The organism is Janthinobacterium sp. GW822-FHT07H11, from assembly GCF_058798615.1.
On sequence record NZ_CM179507.1, the window covers coordinates 6,041,472 to 6,054,376 of the forward strand.

The 12,905-nt window shown below is 61.3% G+C and carries 14 protein-coding genes and 1 pseudogene; 8 read left to right on the forward strand and 7 right to left on the reverse strand.

Going from position 1 to position 12,905, the window contains the following annotated elements; all coding sequences use genetic code 11:
• Nucleotides 1-668: 668 nt before the first annotated feature.
• Complete coding sequence (locus tag AC3RCJ_RS26685) at nucleotides 669-893, forward strand: hypothetical protein (RefSeq protein ID WP_492957269.1); 225 nt, start codon at nucleotides 669-671, stop codon at nucleotides 891-893.
• A gap of 505 nt (nucleotides 894-1,398) precedes the next feature.
• On the opposite strand, the gene AC3RCJ_RS26690 is transcribed toward AC3RCJ_RS26685, so the two are convergent.
• Nucleotides 1,399-2,088, reverse strand: coding sequence for a hypothetical protein (locus AC3RCJ_RS26690; protein WP_492957270.1), 690 nt, complete (start codon nucleotides 2,086-2,088; stop codon nucleotides 1,399-1,401).
• A 20-nt stretch (nucleotides 2,089-2,108) separates the two neighbouring features.
• On the reverse strand, nucleotides 2,109-2,483 hold the full coding sequence (locus AC3RCJ_RS26695) for a hypothetical protein (protein ID WP_492957271.1): 375 nt from the start codon (nucleotides 2,481-2,483) through the stop codon (nucleotides 2,109-2,111).
• Between AC3RCJ_RS26695 and AC3RCJ_RS26700 the strand changes: the two genes are divergently transcribed.
• Nucleotides 2,477-2,719 carry a helix-turn-helix domain-containing protein gene (locus tag AC3RCJ_RS26700; RefSeq protein ID WP_492957272.1) on the forward strand — a complete coding sequence of 81 codons (243 nt, stop codon included), beginning with the start codon at nucleotides 2,477-2,479 and terminating at the stop codon, nucleotides 2,717-2,719. The two genes, AC3RCJ_RS26695 and AC3RCJ_RS26700, sit on opposite strands and share 7 nt — an antisense overlap.
• A 680-nt stretch (nucleotides 2,720-3,399) precedes the next feature.
• Here the strand turns inward: AC3RCJ_RS26700 and AC3RCJ_RS26705 are convergent.
• Entirely contained in the window at nucleotides 3,400-3,645 is a 246-nt protein-coding gene (locus tag AC3RCJ_RS26705; protein ID WP_492957274.1) for a hypothetical protein, read from the reverse strand.
• Nucleotides 3,646-3,915: 270 nt separating this feature from the next.
• Between AC3RCJ_RS26705 and AC3RCJ_RS26710 the strand changes: the two genes are divergently transcribed.
• Nucleotides 3,916-5,316, forward strand: a complete 1,401-nt coding sequence (locus AC3RCJ_RS26710; RefSeq protein WP_492957275.1) for an aminotransferase-like domain-containing protein — start codon at nucleotides 3,916-3,918, stop codon at nucleotides 5,314-5,316.
• A 272-nt stretch (nucleotides 5,317-5,588) separates the two neighbouring features.
• On the opposite strand, the gene AC3RCJ_RS26715 is transcribed toward AC3RCJ_RS26710, so the two are convergent.
• Together AC3RCJ_RS26715 and AC3RCJ_RS26720 are read right to left on the reverse strand one after the other, a co-directional pair.
• On the reverse strand, nucleotides 5,589-6,170 hold the full coding sequence (locus AC3RCJ_RS26715; protein ID WP_492957276.1) for an NnrU family protein: 582 nt from the start codon (nucleotides 6,168-6,170) through the stop codon (nucleotides 5,589-5,591).
• A gap of 69 nt (nucleotides 6,171-6,239) precedes the next feature.
• On the reverse strand, nucleotides 6,240-6,632 hold the full coding sequence (locus tag AC3RCJ_RS26720) for an Imm10 family immunity protein (protein WP_492957277.1): 393 nt from the start codon (nucleotides 6,630-6,632) through the stop codon (nucleotides 6,240-6,242).
• Nucleotides 6,633-6,780: 148 nt separating this feature from the next.
• On the opposite strand from AC3RCJ_RS26720, the gene AC3RCJ_RS26725 reads away from it, so the two are divergent.
• From AC3RCJ_RS26725 to AC3RCJ_RS26735, 3 genes are all read left to right on the forward strand, one after another.
• A complete protein-coding gene (locus tag AC3RCJ_RS26725) occupies nucleotides 6,781-7,197 on the forward strand; it encodes a GNAT family N-acetyltransferase (RefSeq protein ID WP_492957278.1) in 417 nt (138 codons plus the stop codon).
• Between the two features lie 7 nt (nucleotides 7,198-7,204).
• Nucleotides 7,205-7,960 (forward strand): M56 family metallopeptidase, encoded by a 756-nt coding sequence (locus AC3RCJ_RS26730; protein WP_492957279.1) that lies wholly within the window; start codon nucleotides 7,205-7,207, stop codon nucleotides 7,958-7,960.
• A gap of 66 nt (nucleotides 7,961-8,026) precedes the next feature.
• Nucleotides 8,027-8,527 (forward strand): hypothetical protein, encoded by a 501-nt coding sequence (locus tag AC3RCJ_RS26735; RefSeq protein ID WP_492957280.1) that lies wholly within the window; start codon nucleotides 8,027-8,029, stop codon nucleotides 8,525-8,527.
• Nucleotides 8,528-8,533: 6 nt separating this feature from the next.
• Here AC3RCJ_RS26735 and AC3RCJ_RS26740 read toward each other — a convergent pair whose 3' ends face one another.
• Complete coding sequence (locus AC3RCJ_RS26740; RefSeq protein ID WP_492957281.1) at nucleotides 8,534-9,349, reverse strand: class I SAM-dependent methyltransferase; 816 nt, start codon at nucleotides 9,347-9,349, stop codon at nucleotides 8,534-8,536.
• Between the two features lie 363 nt (nucleotides 9,350-9,712).
• On the opposite strand from AC3RCJ_RS26740, the gene AC3RCJ_RS26745 reads away from it, so the two are divergent.
• Complete coding sequence (locus AC3RCJ_RS26745) at nucleotides 9,713-10,549, forward strand: universal stress protein (RefSeq protein WP_492957282.1); 837 nt, start codon at nucleotides 9,713-9,715, stop codon at nucleotides 10,547-10,549.
• A gap of 69 nt (nucleotides 10,550-10,618) precedes the next feature.
• Complete coding sequence (locus AC3RCJ_RS26750; protein WP_492957283.1) at nucleotides 10,619-11,488, forward strand: hypothetical protein; 870 nt, start codon at nucleotides 10,619-10,621, stop codon at nucleotides 11,486-11,488.
• A 54-nt stretch (nucleotides 11,489-11,542) separates the two neighbouring features.
• Here AC3RCJ_RS26750 and AC3RCJ_RS26755 read toward each other — a convergent pair.
• A pseudogene (locus AC3RCJ_RS26755) lies at nucleotides 11,543-12,899 on the reverse strand (IS3 family transposase).
• Nucleotides 12,900-12,905 lie beyond the last annotated feature (6 nt).

Here is a 12,905-nt window from a genome sequence, read left to right on the forward strand (position 1 = left end):
ACTCAAATTCCCTTTTCTGGCCTTTCCGAGTGACGGAAATGGGGCGGAAGCGGTCCTTCGCGTAGGCCGAAAAGGGGCTGGCTATACGGGCCGTCGTGTGCCGTTAGCTTCAGGCGGCGGCCATGGAGTGCGAGCCGGGGCCTTCGATTTCAAGCTCATTTGCAGATAGCGTGAGCACGTGCCTTCCGTCATTTGCAGTAAATTCGAGCTAAAACCGGCGTCGAATGCGAGCACGGCCGGTTTCAAACGCGAGCCGCTACACTTAGGCCAATGAGTGGGAGCGCCCCCCCCGGGGGGGGGCGGCGAAGGTGGCCCCGCCATTCCTGTGTGATCAATCGGTTCGCGCCTCAAAATTTTTCGCCGGTAGAAAATCAAAAAAATTTTCGGCGCGCTTCATTGGCAGGAATCGGTTGGCCCAACGATATTAGCGGCGGGCCTGTCGGTTGGCCAGAGCCTGCTGAGCGCGTTCAAAATGGAGCATCAACCCGAACCCTCCTTGGTCTCCAGCAAAGCATCGCGGTGCATTAACCAGCGTAATGGCAGTGGCCGCATCTGCGCAATCGTGGTCAGCCTTATCGCATGCAAAGCATTGAGTGCATATTTGAGCGGTCGAATTGATTGGGGTGCGCCATGATTATGGCTTCACCAGTCAAGAAAAAGGAAGTGCGATGGTACCCATCGACGCGATGACAATCGTTCTGCTGTGCACATTCTTCGTCTATTCGATGGCGTTGATTTACGTCCTCGATATGTTTCTCCGGCCATTGCTGAACACTATTATTACCGGTTGCATCGATCTTGTGCGTACTGCATCCCAGGGCGGCGCTCAGCAAGTCATCGGCTGCGGCTGCGTCGAAGAATCTCGCGCAGGGGAAGCTGCGGACCGTCATTAACGACATCACTTTCGGCTGGCATCCGGCAAGTAAGACAGCGGTAGTCGCTCTGGCCACGCCCGAACAGCTTCCAGCGCAGATCAGAGAGTATGCCGCTCAGACGGGCACGCCACTTAACACGATTGAGGCCTTCCGTTATAAGGGCAACTCCAGCGAACCGTCGCGGTCGATGTCCGCTGCCCACATCTCGCGGGTCGAGATGTCTGAATACCCTCGTTCGGCAGCTTGTCGCGCGTAGTGGTCATTCGCACCCCGAGCGGTCATGCTCAGGCGCAGGCCCAAGCCGCCGTTGGCACCGCCCAGATAAACGCAGTGCCCGGATGACGACGGTCTAGGCTTTGTAAGGTCCGGGTCGTCACGGTCATTCAACGCACCGCAGCAATATTCGCGTGGACACAGGTAGCATCCGGCGGCATGGTGCGCACACGCTTGGCGGGGCTGCTGGCGCACGGGTTGCTTGAATAGGTGCAAAGCGGCCCAGTACTTCGTCCGTGTCCACAGTGAGTCAGTCACTCGGTACAATCCTTTCGATCAGGTTGTTCCATCCCGAGTGAGAATAGCCGAAGACTGTCGTCTCTTCCACAAACATTCCTCGCCGCCGAGTATTTTCCAGCATCGTAATAACCTGTAAATTGTTATGGACATGCAGTCCGCATACTCTGGGGTGGTGCAGCGGGATGATGTGATCAACAACCCATGTGACATTATCTTGTGCTCGACGACGATTCCTTTCTTCATAAAACGCCTGGATCAATTTCTTGTTGGCCCACTTCGGCGTTGCCCGATGCACAAGGTGATGATTTGATAATCTTCTCTCAAGGAAATTGTTGCAGTAAATTATCCGACCGTACGATTGCCCCCAAGTCACAGGCTCGCCATCGATAAAGTTAGGTAACTTTAAGCGCGAAGTAAAAGGCAGAAAAGGGAAGAAGCCCCGGTCAACCAGAAGTTTTGCACCTAAGATGCGGACGTATTCACCTGCCCGCTCATGATTTCCGCATAGCAATAGGCTGAGCACAGATGCCGGATCATCGGTTTGAGAGGCGACAAAACGAGCCAGCGTGCAAGCTTGGCAAGTGCGGCTGGAGACGCAGCGATAGTCAATATGCTTGAACCGGCACGGCTTACCAGTGAAGTACCAACTCTGCCCCTGCTCTTGGGCTTCTTTGCGCGAGATATGTGGTGGTAAAAACATGGTCTAGTCGGTCGGGCCGCCTAAAGCTTTGCGCAGGTGAACTGCAATGTCGTCTGCGGGAACTGGCCGAATGAGCGTGGTGTGTCGCTTTCCTTCGTCACCTGCATTGTCTTGTCCTGACCCGAGCAAAACGCGCCGGCTTCCTTGAACGTGGAGGCTTTGATGGCGCCAAGCGACGCGGCTGGGCCGTTGTCTTCGCGGGCGATCATGTAGGCGTCCTTGCCGATGGGTATAACGCCGGCGGTAGATGCGCAGCCGACCAGAAGAAGTACGGCGCAGGCAAAAGGATATTTTTCAAGTATGTCCTTGGTGAAGTGATCGTGTGGCCAAGCCCAATTGAGGAAGATAACCCGTGGCGCGTTGCGGATCATATCGCGAACATCGGCGGATGCCAATTATCTCTCCGAACGCTAAAGAAAACGTGCTGGTTGCCTTTGGCTACGCGGTGCGCGCCTCCCGGACAGAGCGCAGCATCTCGCAGGAGGAACTGGCCCATCAGAGCGGCAATGACCGCTCCTACCTAGGCGCGATTGAGCGTGGGGAGCAAAATGCCGGACTACTGCATCTGGCGCGCATAGCTGACGCCCTGTCCATGTCCTTGGCGGACTTGATGGCGAAGGCCGAGCTGTAGTGATATATTGGCGCGGTGTTTCAGGATTCTGGGCCACAAGATGGGTAGGATGTTGGCGTGACGGTATATTTGACGGTATAGAAAAAAGCAATTCCTACAAAACCGTTAGCTCATGCGGGCTGCGAGGTGGATTTCGATTCCGGCTCCCGCACCACAGAACACATCAAAGAAGTACCGATCAAGCCATTAAATCCAATAAAATCAAGGATTTAGTGGCTTTTTTCTTGCCTGATCAATCCGATCACTCCCGATTAAACCCGATAAAAACTGATAGGCGTTACGCCATGATTACGCCAAATGGGAAAATCACGGCATCCTTCAGAGAATTCATGGAGCTGGCGCAGAAATTGTCGTGCTCGGCACGCGGGAACCACCGACATTCCGCACCACGGCGCAAGCCGTTGCATGGGCGGCCGAACGGAAGGGACAACTGCGCCGCAGCGACGCCACCGTCATCATTGCAGGGAAAACCTGCCAGCAGGCATTCGAACACTACCGTGACAAAGTCTCCGCGCACAAAGAAACACCCGCGCAATTCAAATCCAGTGGCATTTTTCCAAGGCCGTGAGCAAGGGCCATGAAGCACATCCAGATAATGCCTGATGGCTTGCCGCTGCTGCCCTAGCCGCAGCGGGGCATTGCCGCCGCATCACTGGATAGCGGCCGACGATTGCTTGCCATCAAAGGAAGGTCATTTCCAGACCGGCCATCCTGACAACGAAGAAGGTGACGATCCCCAAGGCCAGGAGCAACAGCATGAAGATGGCGACCACCTTGCCGCTCGCGCGCAGCACCGCGCGGTTCTGCTTCGCCTTGTTCTCATCCTTCTTGCCTTGATCGTAATGCCACTTGATGGCGAAGAACATACCCGTGATGAGCACGAAAGCCTTGAACGTCACGAAGACTATAGGGGTCCAATCGATCATTTTGCGTATTTCCAGTCTATTACTTGACACTATCTATCGTGAGGAGCACTACCTCAAAGCGCTGCTTCGGCAGCTTCTGTTCAAACCATCCCCTCCGGGCATCCTGTTTGAGTCTTTCATTATATCTAGCTATCCAGCCATGAAAGCACAATGGCATCTTGCGCAGTGATTGGCCGAATGCGGATACGTCAGCGACTGCGAGGCAAGGATGGTGTTGCTGCACGTTCTGATGCATACTACTTGAAAACAATCTCCATACATTGAGACAAAATGTCCCAGTTGAAAACCATGCAAGATGAACATTTGACTATCTGGATGCCGCGCCTGGCCGGGAACAAAGGACCACGTTTCTTGCAGATTGCCGATGCCTTGCAGGCGGCGCTGGCAGACGGATCGGTGAAACCGGGCGACCGCCTGCCTACGCAGCGCCAGCTGGCAGCCGAGCTGGACGTCGACCTGACGACGATCACGCGCGCCTACGACGAAGCCAGGCGCCGCAAGCTGCTCGAGGGCCGCGGCGCGCGAGGCACTTATGTCGCGGCGCCGAAAGTCGAATTGACCGCTATCCTCGACCTGAGCATGAATACCCCGCCACCGCCGGATGGCGTGGACTTCGACGACATGTTGAAACAAGGTTTGGCGCAAGTATTGATGAGGGCAGACAATGAATTGCTGATGACTTACCACCTGGGCGGGGGAAGCGACTCCGACCGCAAGGCCGGCGCCAAATGGCTGGCACCGATGTTCGGGCCTCTGGATGCCAGGCAAGTTGTTGTCTGTCCAGGTGCGCAAGCGGCGATCGCCGCATTGATCCTTGCGCTGACGGAGCCTGGCGAGCTTATCCTGACAGAGCCGACGAGCTATCCCGGCTTGCGTGCCGCGGCGAGCCAATTCGGCCGGCACATCATTGCCGTGGAAGCGGACAAGCACGGAATGCTGCCCGAGATGCTGGAGCAGGCGTGCCGCCAGCACAAGCCTGGCCTGATCTATCTCAATCCGACCTTGCAGAACCCGACCGCCATCACCATGCCGGAACGCCGGCGCAAGGAGCTCGCCGGCATTGCGCAGCGCTGCAATGTACGCATCGTCGAGGACGATCCCTACTGGCTGCTTGCCGATGCCCCGCCGCCGCCGATTGCCACGTTTGCCCCGGAACAGGTGATCTACATCTCGACCCTGTCGAAATGCCTGACGCCCGGCTTGCGGGTCGCCTTCGTGCTGCTACGCGACCCGATTGAGCGCGAACGCTTCCTGGTCGCACTACGATCCTTTGCGCTGATGGTCGCGCCGCTGACGGCCGCACTGGCCACGCAGTGGATACTCGACGGTTCGGCTGACGGACTGATGGAAGGCGTGCGCAAGGAGGCGCGCCTGCGCCACCGGATGGCGCGCGATATCCTGGCGGGACGGTACAGCGGCGCGGGAGACGGCCTGCATGTCTGGCTCGAGTTGCCGGCGTATTGGAACTCCGCGCAGCTTGCGCATGCAGCCGCCAGCTCCGGCATCGCCGTCACGCCGGCCGAGGCATTCGCCACCGGCAGCGCCTCCGTGAACGCCATCCGGATCTCTTTGGGCAGCATCAAGGACCGCGGACACTTGCAGGCCGGGCTGCAACGGCTGTCCCAGCTGCTTGCGCGGCGGCCCGAGTCGTTCAGCGCTGCCGTGGTGTAACTATCCGGGAAACACGGTGCGGCATCCGCGGCGCCTCTGCATGCGCTTGCATATGGGTTTGCCGCCGGAGCGTTTATTGGGCATGAGAGCAGGCGCAAAAGCGAACGGACGGGAAGAAAGCTGCGTCAGCCGCGTCACACCACGTCCGCTTCGGCGGCATAAGCGGACACTACGGTATGGCAGCTGCCGCCGCAAGGCAACTCGAAGCAATTTCCGGCCTTGCTTTTCAGGAAGGTGTTAGTCACTGACGACGCCACGTCGTTTGATCCATCTCAATACCCGAACGGCCGCACGCCAAACAGCACGCCATGCAGCCAGAACGCCAGCAGCAGCCACAGCGCACAGCCCGCGGCTATGGCGCGCAGCGTGCCTTGCGCGGTGCCGCCCGCGTACGTGACGCCGGCGGCACGGTCGCGCCGCACGGCGCAATACAGGTCCGCCAGCGACCAGGCGAGGAAGCCGCCGAACAGCAGCACGTCGGCCAGGTTGCCGTTGGCCAGCAGATGCGCGACGGCCCAGAATTGCGTGCCCAGCAGCATGGGATGGTGGACCCAGGTCTTGATGCGGTTGCGCGGCACGTTGGCCGCCGCCAGCAGGACCAGCGAGAACAGCATCAGCAGGCCGCTGGCGTGGCGCAAGCCCAGGGGCGGCGTCCACACCGGCTGCGGCTGCTGGCGCGCCAGGGCGTAGCCCCAGATGAGCAGGGCCAGGCCAAGCAGGGAAATGAGCGAATAGGCGCCCTTCCAGCGCTTTTCGCCGAGGCGCGCCAGCTGGGCGCCGCGCCAGCCGTCGGCGACGATGCGCACCGAGTGCACACCAAGAAACAGCAGCAAACCGAGTATCAGCAGCGTCATCGTTTTCTCCCGCAGTCACTACCCGCTATCGATCATAGACGAGGCCCTGGCGGGCGCCGTGCGCGCAGATCAACGTTCCTCGCGATAGTAATCGCAGCCGTCGAACGTCGTGCGCAGCGCCTGCTGCAGCTGGGCGTAGCGCTCGGGCGTCAAAGTAAAACGCACGTCGATCTGGCCATCGTCGTCCATCTGCATGGCCGCCTCGGCATCCATCTGCACGGATAAACGATTCGGATGCAGGATCACGGCGTGCATGTGGCCATACCAGGCAAATTCCTGGCCGCCATATTCAATATACGGTTCGTCCATGCCCAGCGCCACGTCCTGCTCGTCGTAGTCGTCGGCGCGCTGCAGCATCAGGTAGACGGGCTCGCCCTTGCCCGCTGGCGCGGCCAGGGTGGTGATCAGGGCGTCGTCTTCATGGATGACGGACAACTCGGTGGCGGTAAATCCTGCGGACATGGCATGCTTTCAACAAATAAATGAATGACGCCACCATAGCGCAAAAGCGCCGCGCACGACATAGGGCGCGGCGAATAAAGCGTGGCGCCCCCCGGCCGCGCTCGCCGCCTATAATGGCCATTCCATCCATATTGCACAGGAGACCGTCTTGACTGCCGCATCGCCCTACACCACCCGCCTGGCCATTCCCTCCATCGCCACCTACCAGCAGCTGCGCGTCGCCGCCGGGTTGAGCGCGAAAACCACGGCGGCGGCGGCCAAGGGCTTGCCGAATTCCCTGTTTGCCGTGCAAGTGCTGCACGGCGACGACGTGGTGGGCATGGGCCGTGTCATCGGCGATGGCGGCTGCTTTTTCCAGGTGGTCGATATCGCCGTGCTGCCGGCCCACCAGGGCAAGGGCCTGGGCAAGCTGATCATGCGTGAAATCAGCCGCTTCATCGACAGCGACGTGCCCGACAGCGCCTATGTCAGCCTGATCGCCGACGGCCAGGCGCAAGACCTGTACGCGCAGTTCGGCTTCCGGCACACGGCGCCCGCCTCCGTCGGCATGGCGCGCAAGCGCTAGGCGCACGATGCCTGCCTGGCTGCTCTGCACCATCGCGCTGGCGCTGCTGCTGGCGGCCGGCGCCTGGCGGATCGAGCCCGCGCTGCAGCGGCGCGGCCAGGCGCGCAACCGTACGCGCTGGCTGTGGCTGGCGGTCATGGCCGCCTCCGTCATCGTGCCCCTGCCATGGCTGCCCGGCGTGCTGGCCAGCCTGCCGGCCGAGCTGTCGCAGCTGAAACTGGGCTGGCTCATGTTATCAAGCGGCATGCTGATGCTGCTGGCGCTGCGCAGCGTCTGGCTGCTGTCGCACCAGCGCCGCTGGCAAAAAACCACCTTGCTGGGCACGCCTGTATTCTTGAGCGGCGGCATCGGCCCCTGCGTGGCGGGGCTGCTGCGCCCCCGCATCGTGATGCCCGTGTGGCTGCGACTGATTCCTGCCCCGCAACAGGCGCTGCTGCTGGCGCACGAGCAATGCCGGATCCAGGCGCGCGACCCGCAGCTGCTGGCCCTGGCCTACGCCTTGATCGTGATCATGCCGTGGAATGTGCCCCTGTGGTGGCAGTTGCGCCGGCTGCGCTTTGCCATCGAGGTCGATTGCGATGCGCGCATGCTGGCGCAGGGCCACGCGCCACGCGAATATGCCACCGTGCTGCGCCGCCACGGCCAGTATGATTCGGGACTGACGGGCGCCTCGCCGCTGGTGCTGAACGACCCGCTGGCATTGCGCCGGCGGCGCCGCATCATGGCCAGGTTTCCCCGGGACGGCGCGGCGAACTTGCTATAGTAGCGGCCATGGCGCGCAGCGCGCCGCCGCCCCCGGCTCATCCCCACAAGAAATCAGAGAGATACCATGCTTTACCTGCTTGCCATCGCCGTCGTCATCGCCCTGCTCTACTACGTCTTCAGCGGCCGCACGCCCGCCCAGCCACTGCACAAGCCGCTGATGTCGGTGCGCCAGTACGTGCCGGCGATTCCGCCGGGCGCACCGGCGCATCACTGGAGCGACGAGGGGCGCTTTGCGTCGGAAGTGGAAAACGAAGCGATGTACCAACCCGCCATCGCCAAGCTGGCCGGCGAGCACGGTCCCGGCAACGCGGAAGAAAAATGCCTGGCCCTGCTCGTCTGCGACGATGCCAACCCGTTCCAGGACAAGGCCATCGCCGTCTTCATCGACGGGCAACTGGTGGGCTACCTGTCGCACAACGACGCCCTGCGCCTGCGCCGCAACCTGGGCCGCCAGGACCTGGTGGGCCAGCTGACCTCGTGCGACGCCGTCATCCGCGGCGGCGGCCTGTGGAACGGCAAGCGCCTGGCGTATGCCGTGTGGCTGGACTTGCAACCGTACAACTAATGATCGCTATCCCGCGCGCGCCAGCCTGACGGCCCGCGTGGCGATAAAGCTGGGCAGGTATTTTTCAATTTCAAAGCGCGGGTGGGGATGCATTTCCTCGTGGTAATCCGCCAGCATGAAACCGGCCGCCAGCTGGCCGCCGATCTGGCTGTCCAGGCCATGGCCGAAGACCAGCGCCTCGCCCTTTTCCATGCGCGCCGCCAGCGCATCGGCATCCATATCCTCCACATCCGAATACGGCAGCACGAAACGGGGCCGTATCAAGCCCTGCTGTGCCCATTGCGGATCGCGGTCGCCGATGAAGACGGCCGGATTGAAGAAACTGCTCAGCAGCACGCCGCCATCGGCCAGCACGCGCGCGCATTCGCGCCATACGGGGGCGATATCGGGCACGTACTGGTTCGACACGGGGTGGATGATGACATCGAAGCTGGCGTCGGCAAAGCGGGCCAGGTCGCGCATGTCGCCCTGGACGGTGGCCAGTTGCAAGCCGTCGCGTTCAGCCACCATGCGGTCTTGCGCGAGTTGCTGTTCAGACAGGTCGAAGACGGTGACATGCGCGCCGGCGGCAGCCAGCACGGGCGCCTGCTGCCCGCCGGCACCGGCCAGGCACAGGATGCGCTTGCCGCGCACCTCGCCCAGCCAGCCCGCCGGCAAGGGACCGGGCGTCAGATGGATTTGCCACTGCCCGGCACGGGCCGCGGCGATGGTGGCGCTGTCGACGGGCTGCGACCAGGGACTGTTGCGTACAGCCTGCGCATCCCAGGCTTGCTGATTGTGCCGCAAGAAGTTATTACCGTGATTAGCTAAAGGCATAGTCATCCTTTCAGAAAAACAGGATGCGAATGTAGCAGACTTCAGGCAAGGCGCCGAGCAGTGAACTCCCGCCACGGCCAGCGTTGTTGCGTCACACAAGGAAGTGCCGGATAGATGGCGCCGGCACCGTTGCAGACCACTGGAAGGGCAAGGAGTTCAAGGCCATTATGGCTGGTGACGGGCCCGGCATTTTGATGCACATCAAACACCTCGTAATTTCCTGGCGGTGGCCTTGCAGATGGCCACGGCCCGTGTTTTTTTGATCCACGTCAAGTCCCGCGTAAGAAAACCGCCGTCCGGCACGGCAATGCTGGACTTGCCCGTGTTGCCGTTCTAGCCTTGTTGCCATCCTGACTAGCGAATGACACCATGGCTTACAAATCCATCCTCGTCCACGCCGACCTGTCGCGCCATGCGCCGCAGCGCATCGCCATCGCGGCGCGCCTGGCGCTGGACCACCGGGCGCACCTGATCGGCGCCGCCATGACGGGCGTGTCGCGCTTTACCCTGGAAAACAACCGCGGCATGCGCGGCGGCGCCGTGGCGGCGCAGATTTCTGCCCTGCATGGCCAGGCTGAGCAGGCGCTGGACCAGTTTGAAACGCTGGCGCGCCAGGCCGGCGCCGTCTCGCTCGAGCGGCGCCTGATCGAAGACGACGAAGATGGCGGCATGGCCGTCAGCGCCCGCTACAGCGACTTGACGGTGCTGAGCCAACACGACGACAGCGAAGCGCTGCCCGGCGCCATGGGCGACCTGGTGCCGTATGTGATGCTGAACGCGGCCCGTCCCGTGCTGATCGTGCCGCGCAGCGGCCAATTCGCGCAAGTGGACAACACCGTGGTGGTGGCCTGGGATGGCAGCATGGAAGCGACGCGCGCCATCGGCCACGCGCTGCCCCTGCTGCGCGCGGCGCGCCTGGTGGTGCTGGCCCTGCTGCACCCGCCCGCCGGCCACGCGCAACCGGCCCGCCATCCGGGCGCCGACATCGCCGCCTACCTGAGCCGCCATGGCGTGCCCGTCGAAGTGCGCCAGACCGTCGCCATCGGCGACATCGGCGCGGCGCTGCTGGCCATGGCCGCCGAGGTGCATGCGGACTTGCTGGTGATGGGCGGCTACGGCCACGCGCGCTTCCGCGAAATTTTGCTGGGCGGCGTGACGGAAACCGTGCTGCGCCAGATGACCTTGCCCGTGCTGATGGCGCACTGAGGTTCCGCGCGCCACGTTCTGTTGCACAATGGCTATACTTGCCTGATTTTCCATATCAAGGCAATGTAGATGAAGCAACAACTGATCCATTGGGGCAGCGCCCTGGCGCCGTTCGGCAGCGACCTGCTGTGGACCGTCCTGCCGTGGATGCTGCTGTATGGCGTGCTCGGCTTTGTGCTGGCGCTCGGCATCTGTCATCAGCTGGCCAAAAAATGCCTGCTGGTGCGCCGTCCGCCCGCCTGGCATGTGGCCGCCAAGCTCAGCTATGTGTTGATCCTGCTCGCGCTGCCGCTCCTCGGCGGCGGCTTTGGCGCCGTGCACAGCGTGCACCGCGTGGTCAACCAGGCCCTCGAGCGCGACCTGCAGCCGGTGGTCGAAGCGCAGATGCCGGCGCTGCGCGTCTACCTGGAACAGCAGGTCAAGCTGATCGCCCCGGGCCAGCCCATCAGCGTGCGCAGCCTGCTCGAGCCATACGTGCAAGGCATGTATTACCGGCCCACCTCAGACAGTTACTGGGAGCGCAGCAAGGCGCGCTGGATCAATGCATTCATCCTGCGCCGCGGCAGCGTGCTGCTGACGCAGGTGCTGCAGGAACAGCTGATCGCCAGGGTCGGCCTGCTCGGCGAAGCGCTCAAGGGCGCCAACTTCCGTGGCCAGGCGACGGGCGAGCTGGCCGCGCTGGGCACCGACCTGGCCGTGCGCCTGACCACCGATGTGGCGCGCCAGGCCGACTTCAGCAAACTCGACAAATCCGTGCCGATGATCTTCATCGACGCCATCAAGCGCCAGGCCGGCGCCTATTTCAATTCGCTCAAGATCACGCTGGGCCTGTTCGCGCTGGCCGCGCTGCTGCTGGTGTGGGGCGAGATCATGCTGTACCGCCACTATTACCTGCGCCGCCATCCTCCCGCCACGGCCCTGCCCGTGCCACCGATGTAAAAAAGCCGCCCCTCCTGCTGAACTGACCCCAAATAGTTGGACGGTTTAGTTTGCTTACCAGGTGGCCAAGGGCTGGGTTCTGTATTGCACAGGACTCAGCCCTTTTAACTTGAGTTTGATACGCTCGTGATTATAGTAGTGGATGTACTGTTTGATGCCGCGCTGTAGTTCGTCGACGCTGCTGAACTTGTTCAGGTCTTGAGCACGGCAAAGAAGCTTTCCATGGCCGCGTTGTCGAGGCAGTTTCCCCGGCGGGACATGCTTTGCGCGACGCCCTTATCCCGCAGCATTTTCTGGTAAGCCGGCATCCGATATTGCCACCCCTGGTCAGAGTGCAGCATGGGCTTGTCTTTCGCCGTCAGTTTGGCCAGCGCCTTCTCGAGCATCGAGCTCACCAGTTTGAACACGGGCCGCCTGGCCGTTTCAAACGCCACGATTTCGCCGTTGTACAGGTCCATCACCGGCGACAGATACAGCTTCTCGCCGGCGACGTTGAACTCCGTCACGTCCGTCACCCACTTCTGATGGGCTGCCTGCGCCTGAAACTGGCGCTGTAAGACATTCGCCGCCGCCTGCTCCACCTCGCCTTGATACGAGCGATACTTCTTGGGACGCACCAGCGACCTTAATCCGAGCTGCACCATCTGCCGTTGGACAGTCTTATGATTGACTTGCCGGCCCAGTTGCCGAATCGCAAGCGTCACGCGTCGATATCCATAACGCCCTTGATGAAGGGCAAAAATGGATCGAATTTGTTGCTTGAGTGCCTGATGCTTGTCGGCTACCTGCGCAACCTTCTGCTGATAGTAAAAGGTGCTGCGCGGCAGCCCCGCGAGCTTGAGCAGGTCCGCCAGCGGAAATTGTTGCCTTAGCTCACCAACTACTTGCGCTTTTTGCGCGCTGTCGTTCGCTGTTCTTGCTGCTGAACCAAGGCTTTTAACTTTTTTAGATAGGCATTCTCCATGCGCAAGAAATTCACCTCGGCGAGCAGTTCTTCGCGGCTACGGGTTGCATCGTCGATATGCGGTTGAGGCTGGGGCGGTTGAGAAGTCGGCATTTTTTTGGGTTTGCCGCGCTGTCGCGGCATCAGGGCGTCGATACCACCATTATGATAGCAGCGCTCCCAGACAGGCAGGCAAGAGGGACTGCGGATATTGAATACCGCCGCGGTCTGACGATAGGAGAGCCGGTTGGCCCACATGTGCTCCAACACCTGTAATCTGCGCTCAACCGGATAGTGGGTGAACTTCTTCTCCAGGCCAGCCTGTCCATGAGCAGCATACAAATTGCGCCAATGTTTGATCATCGAAGGGTGAAGGCCATGCTCGGTGGCGATGGCCTTGATGCCGGCCTCACCCTGCAGGCAGTGCTGGAGCACATCCAGTTTGAACTGCGTACTGTACTTCGCCATAGAAAA

Coding starts and splice junctions, on each gene's coding strand:
- AC3RCJ_RS26705 (WP_492957274.1), bottom strand. CDS start 3,645: ATGATCGATTGGACCCCTATAGTCTTCGTGACGTTCAAGGCTTTCGTG.
- AC3RCJ_RS26700 (WP_492957272.1), top strand. CDS start 2,477: ATGCCAATTATCTCTCCGAACGCTAAAGAAAACGTGCTGGTTGCCTTT.
- AC3RCJ_RS26745 (WP_492957282.1), top strand. CDS start 9,713: ATGGCTTACAAATCCATCCTCGTCCACGCCGACCTGTCGCGCCATGCG.
- AC3RCJ_RS26685 (WP_492957269.1), top strand. CDS start 669: ATGGTACCCATCGACGCGATGACAATCGTTCTGCTGTGCACATTCTTC.
- AC3RCJ_RS26690 (WP_492957270.1), bottom strand. CDS start 2,088: ATGTTTTTACCACCACATATCTCGCGCAAAGAAGCCCAAGAGCAGGGG.
- AC3RCJ_RS26720 (WP_492957277.1), bottom strand. CDS start 6,632: ATGTCCGCAGGATTTACCGCCACCGAGTTGTCCGTCATCCATGAAGAC.
- AC3RCJ_RS26730 (WP_492957279.1), top strand. CDS start 7,205: ATGCCTGCCTGGCTGCTCTGCACCATCGCGCTGGCGCTGCTGCTGGCG.
- AC3RCJ_RS26710 (WP_492957275.1), top strand. CDS start 3,916: ATGTCCCAGTTGAAAACCATGCAAGATGAACATTTGACTATCTGGATG.
- AC3RCJ_RS26750 (WP_492957283.1), top strand. CDS start 10,619: ATGAAGCAACAACTGATCCATTGGGGCAGCGCCCTGGCGCCGTTCGGC.
- AC3RCJ_RS26715 (WP_492957276.1), bottom strand. CDS start 6,170: ATGACGCTGCTGATACTCGGTTTGCTGCTGTTTCTTGGTGTGCACTCG.
- AC3RCJ_RS26740 (WP_492957281.1), bottom strand. CDS start 9,349: ATGACTATGCCTTTAGCTAATCACGGTAATAACTTCTTGCGGCACAAT.
- AC3RCJ_RS26735 (WP_492957280.1), top strand. CDS start 8,027: ATGCTTTACCTGCTTGCCATCGCCGTCGTCATCGCCCTGCTCTACTAC.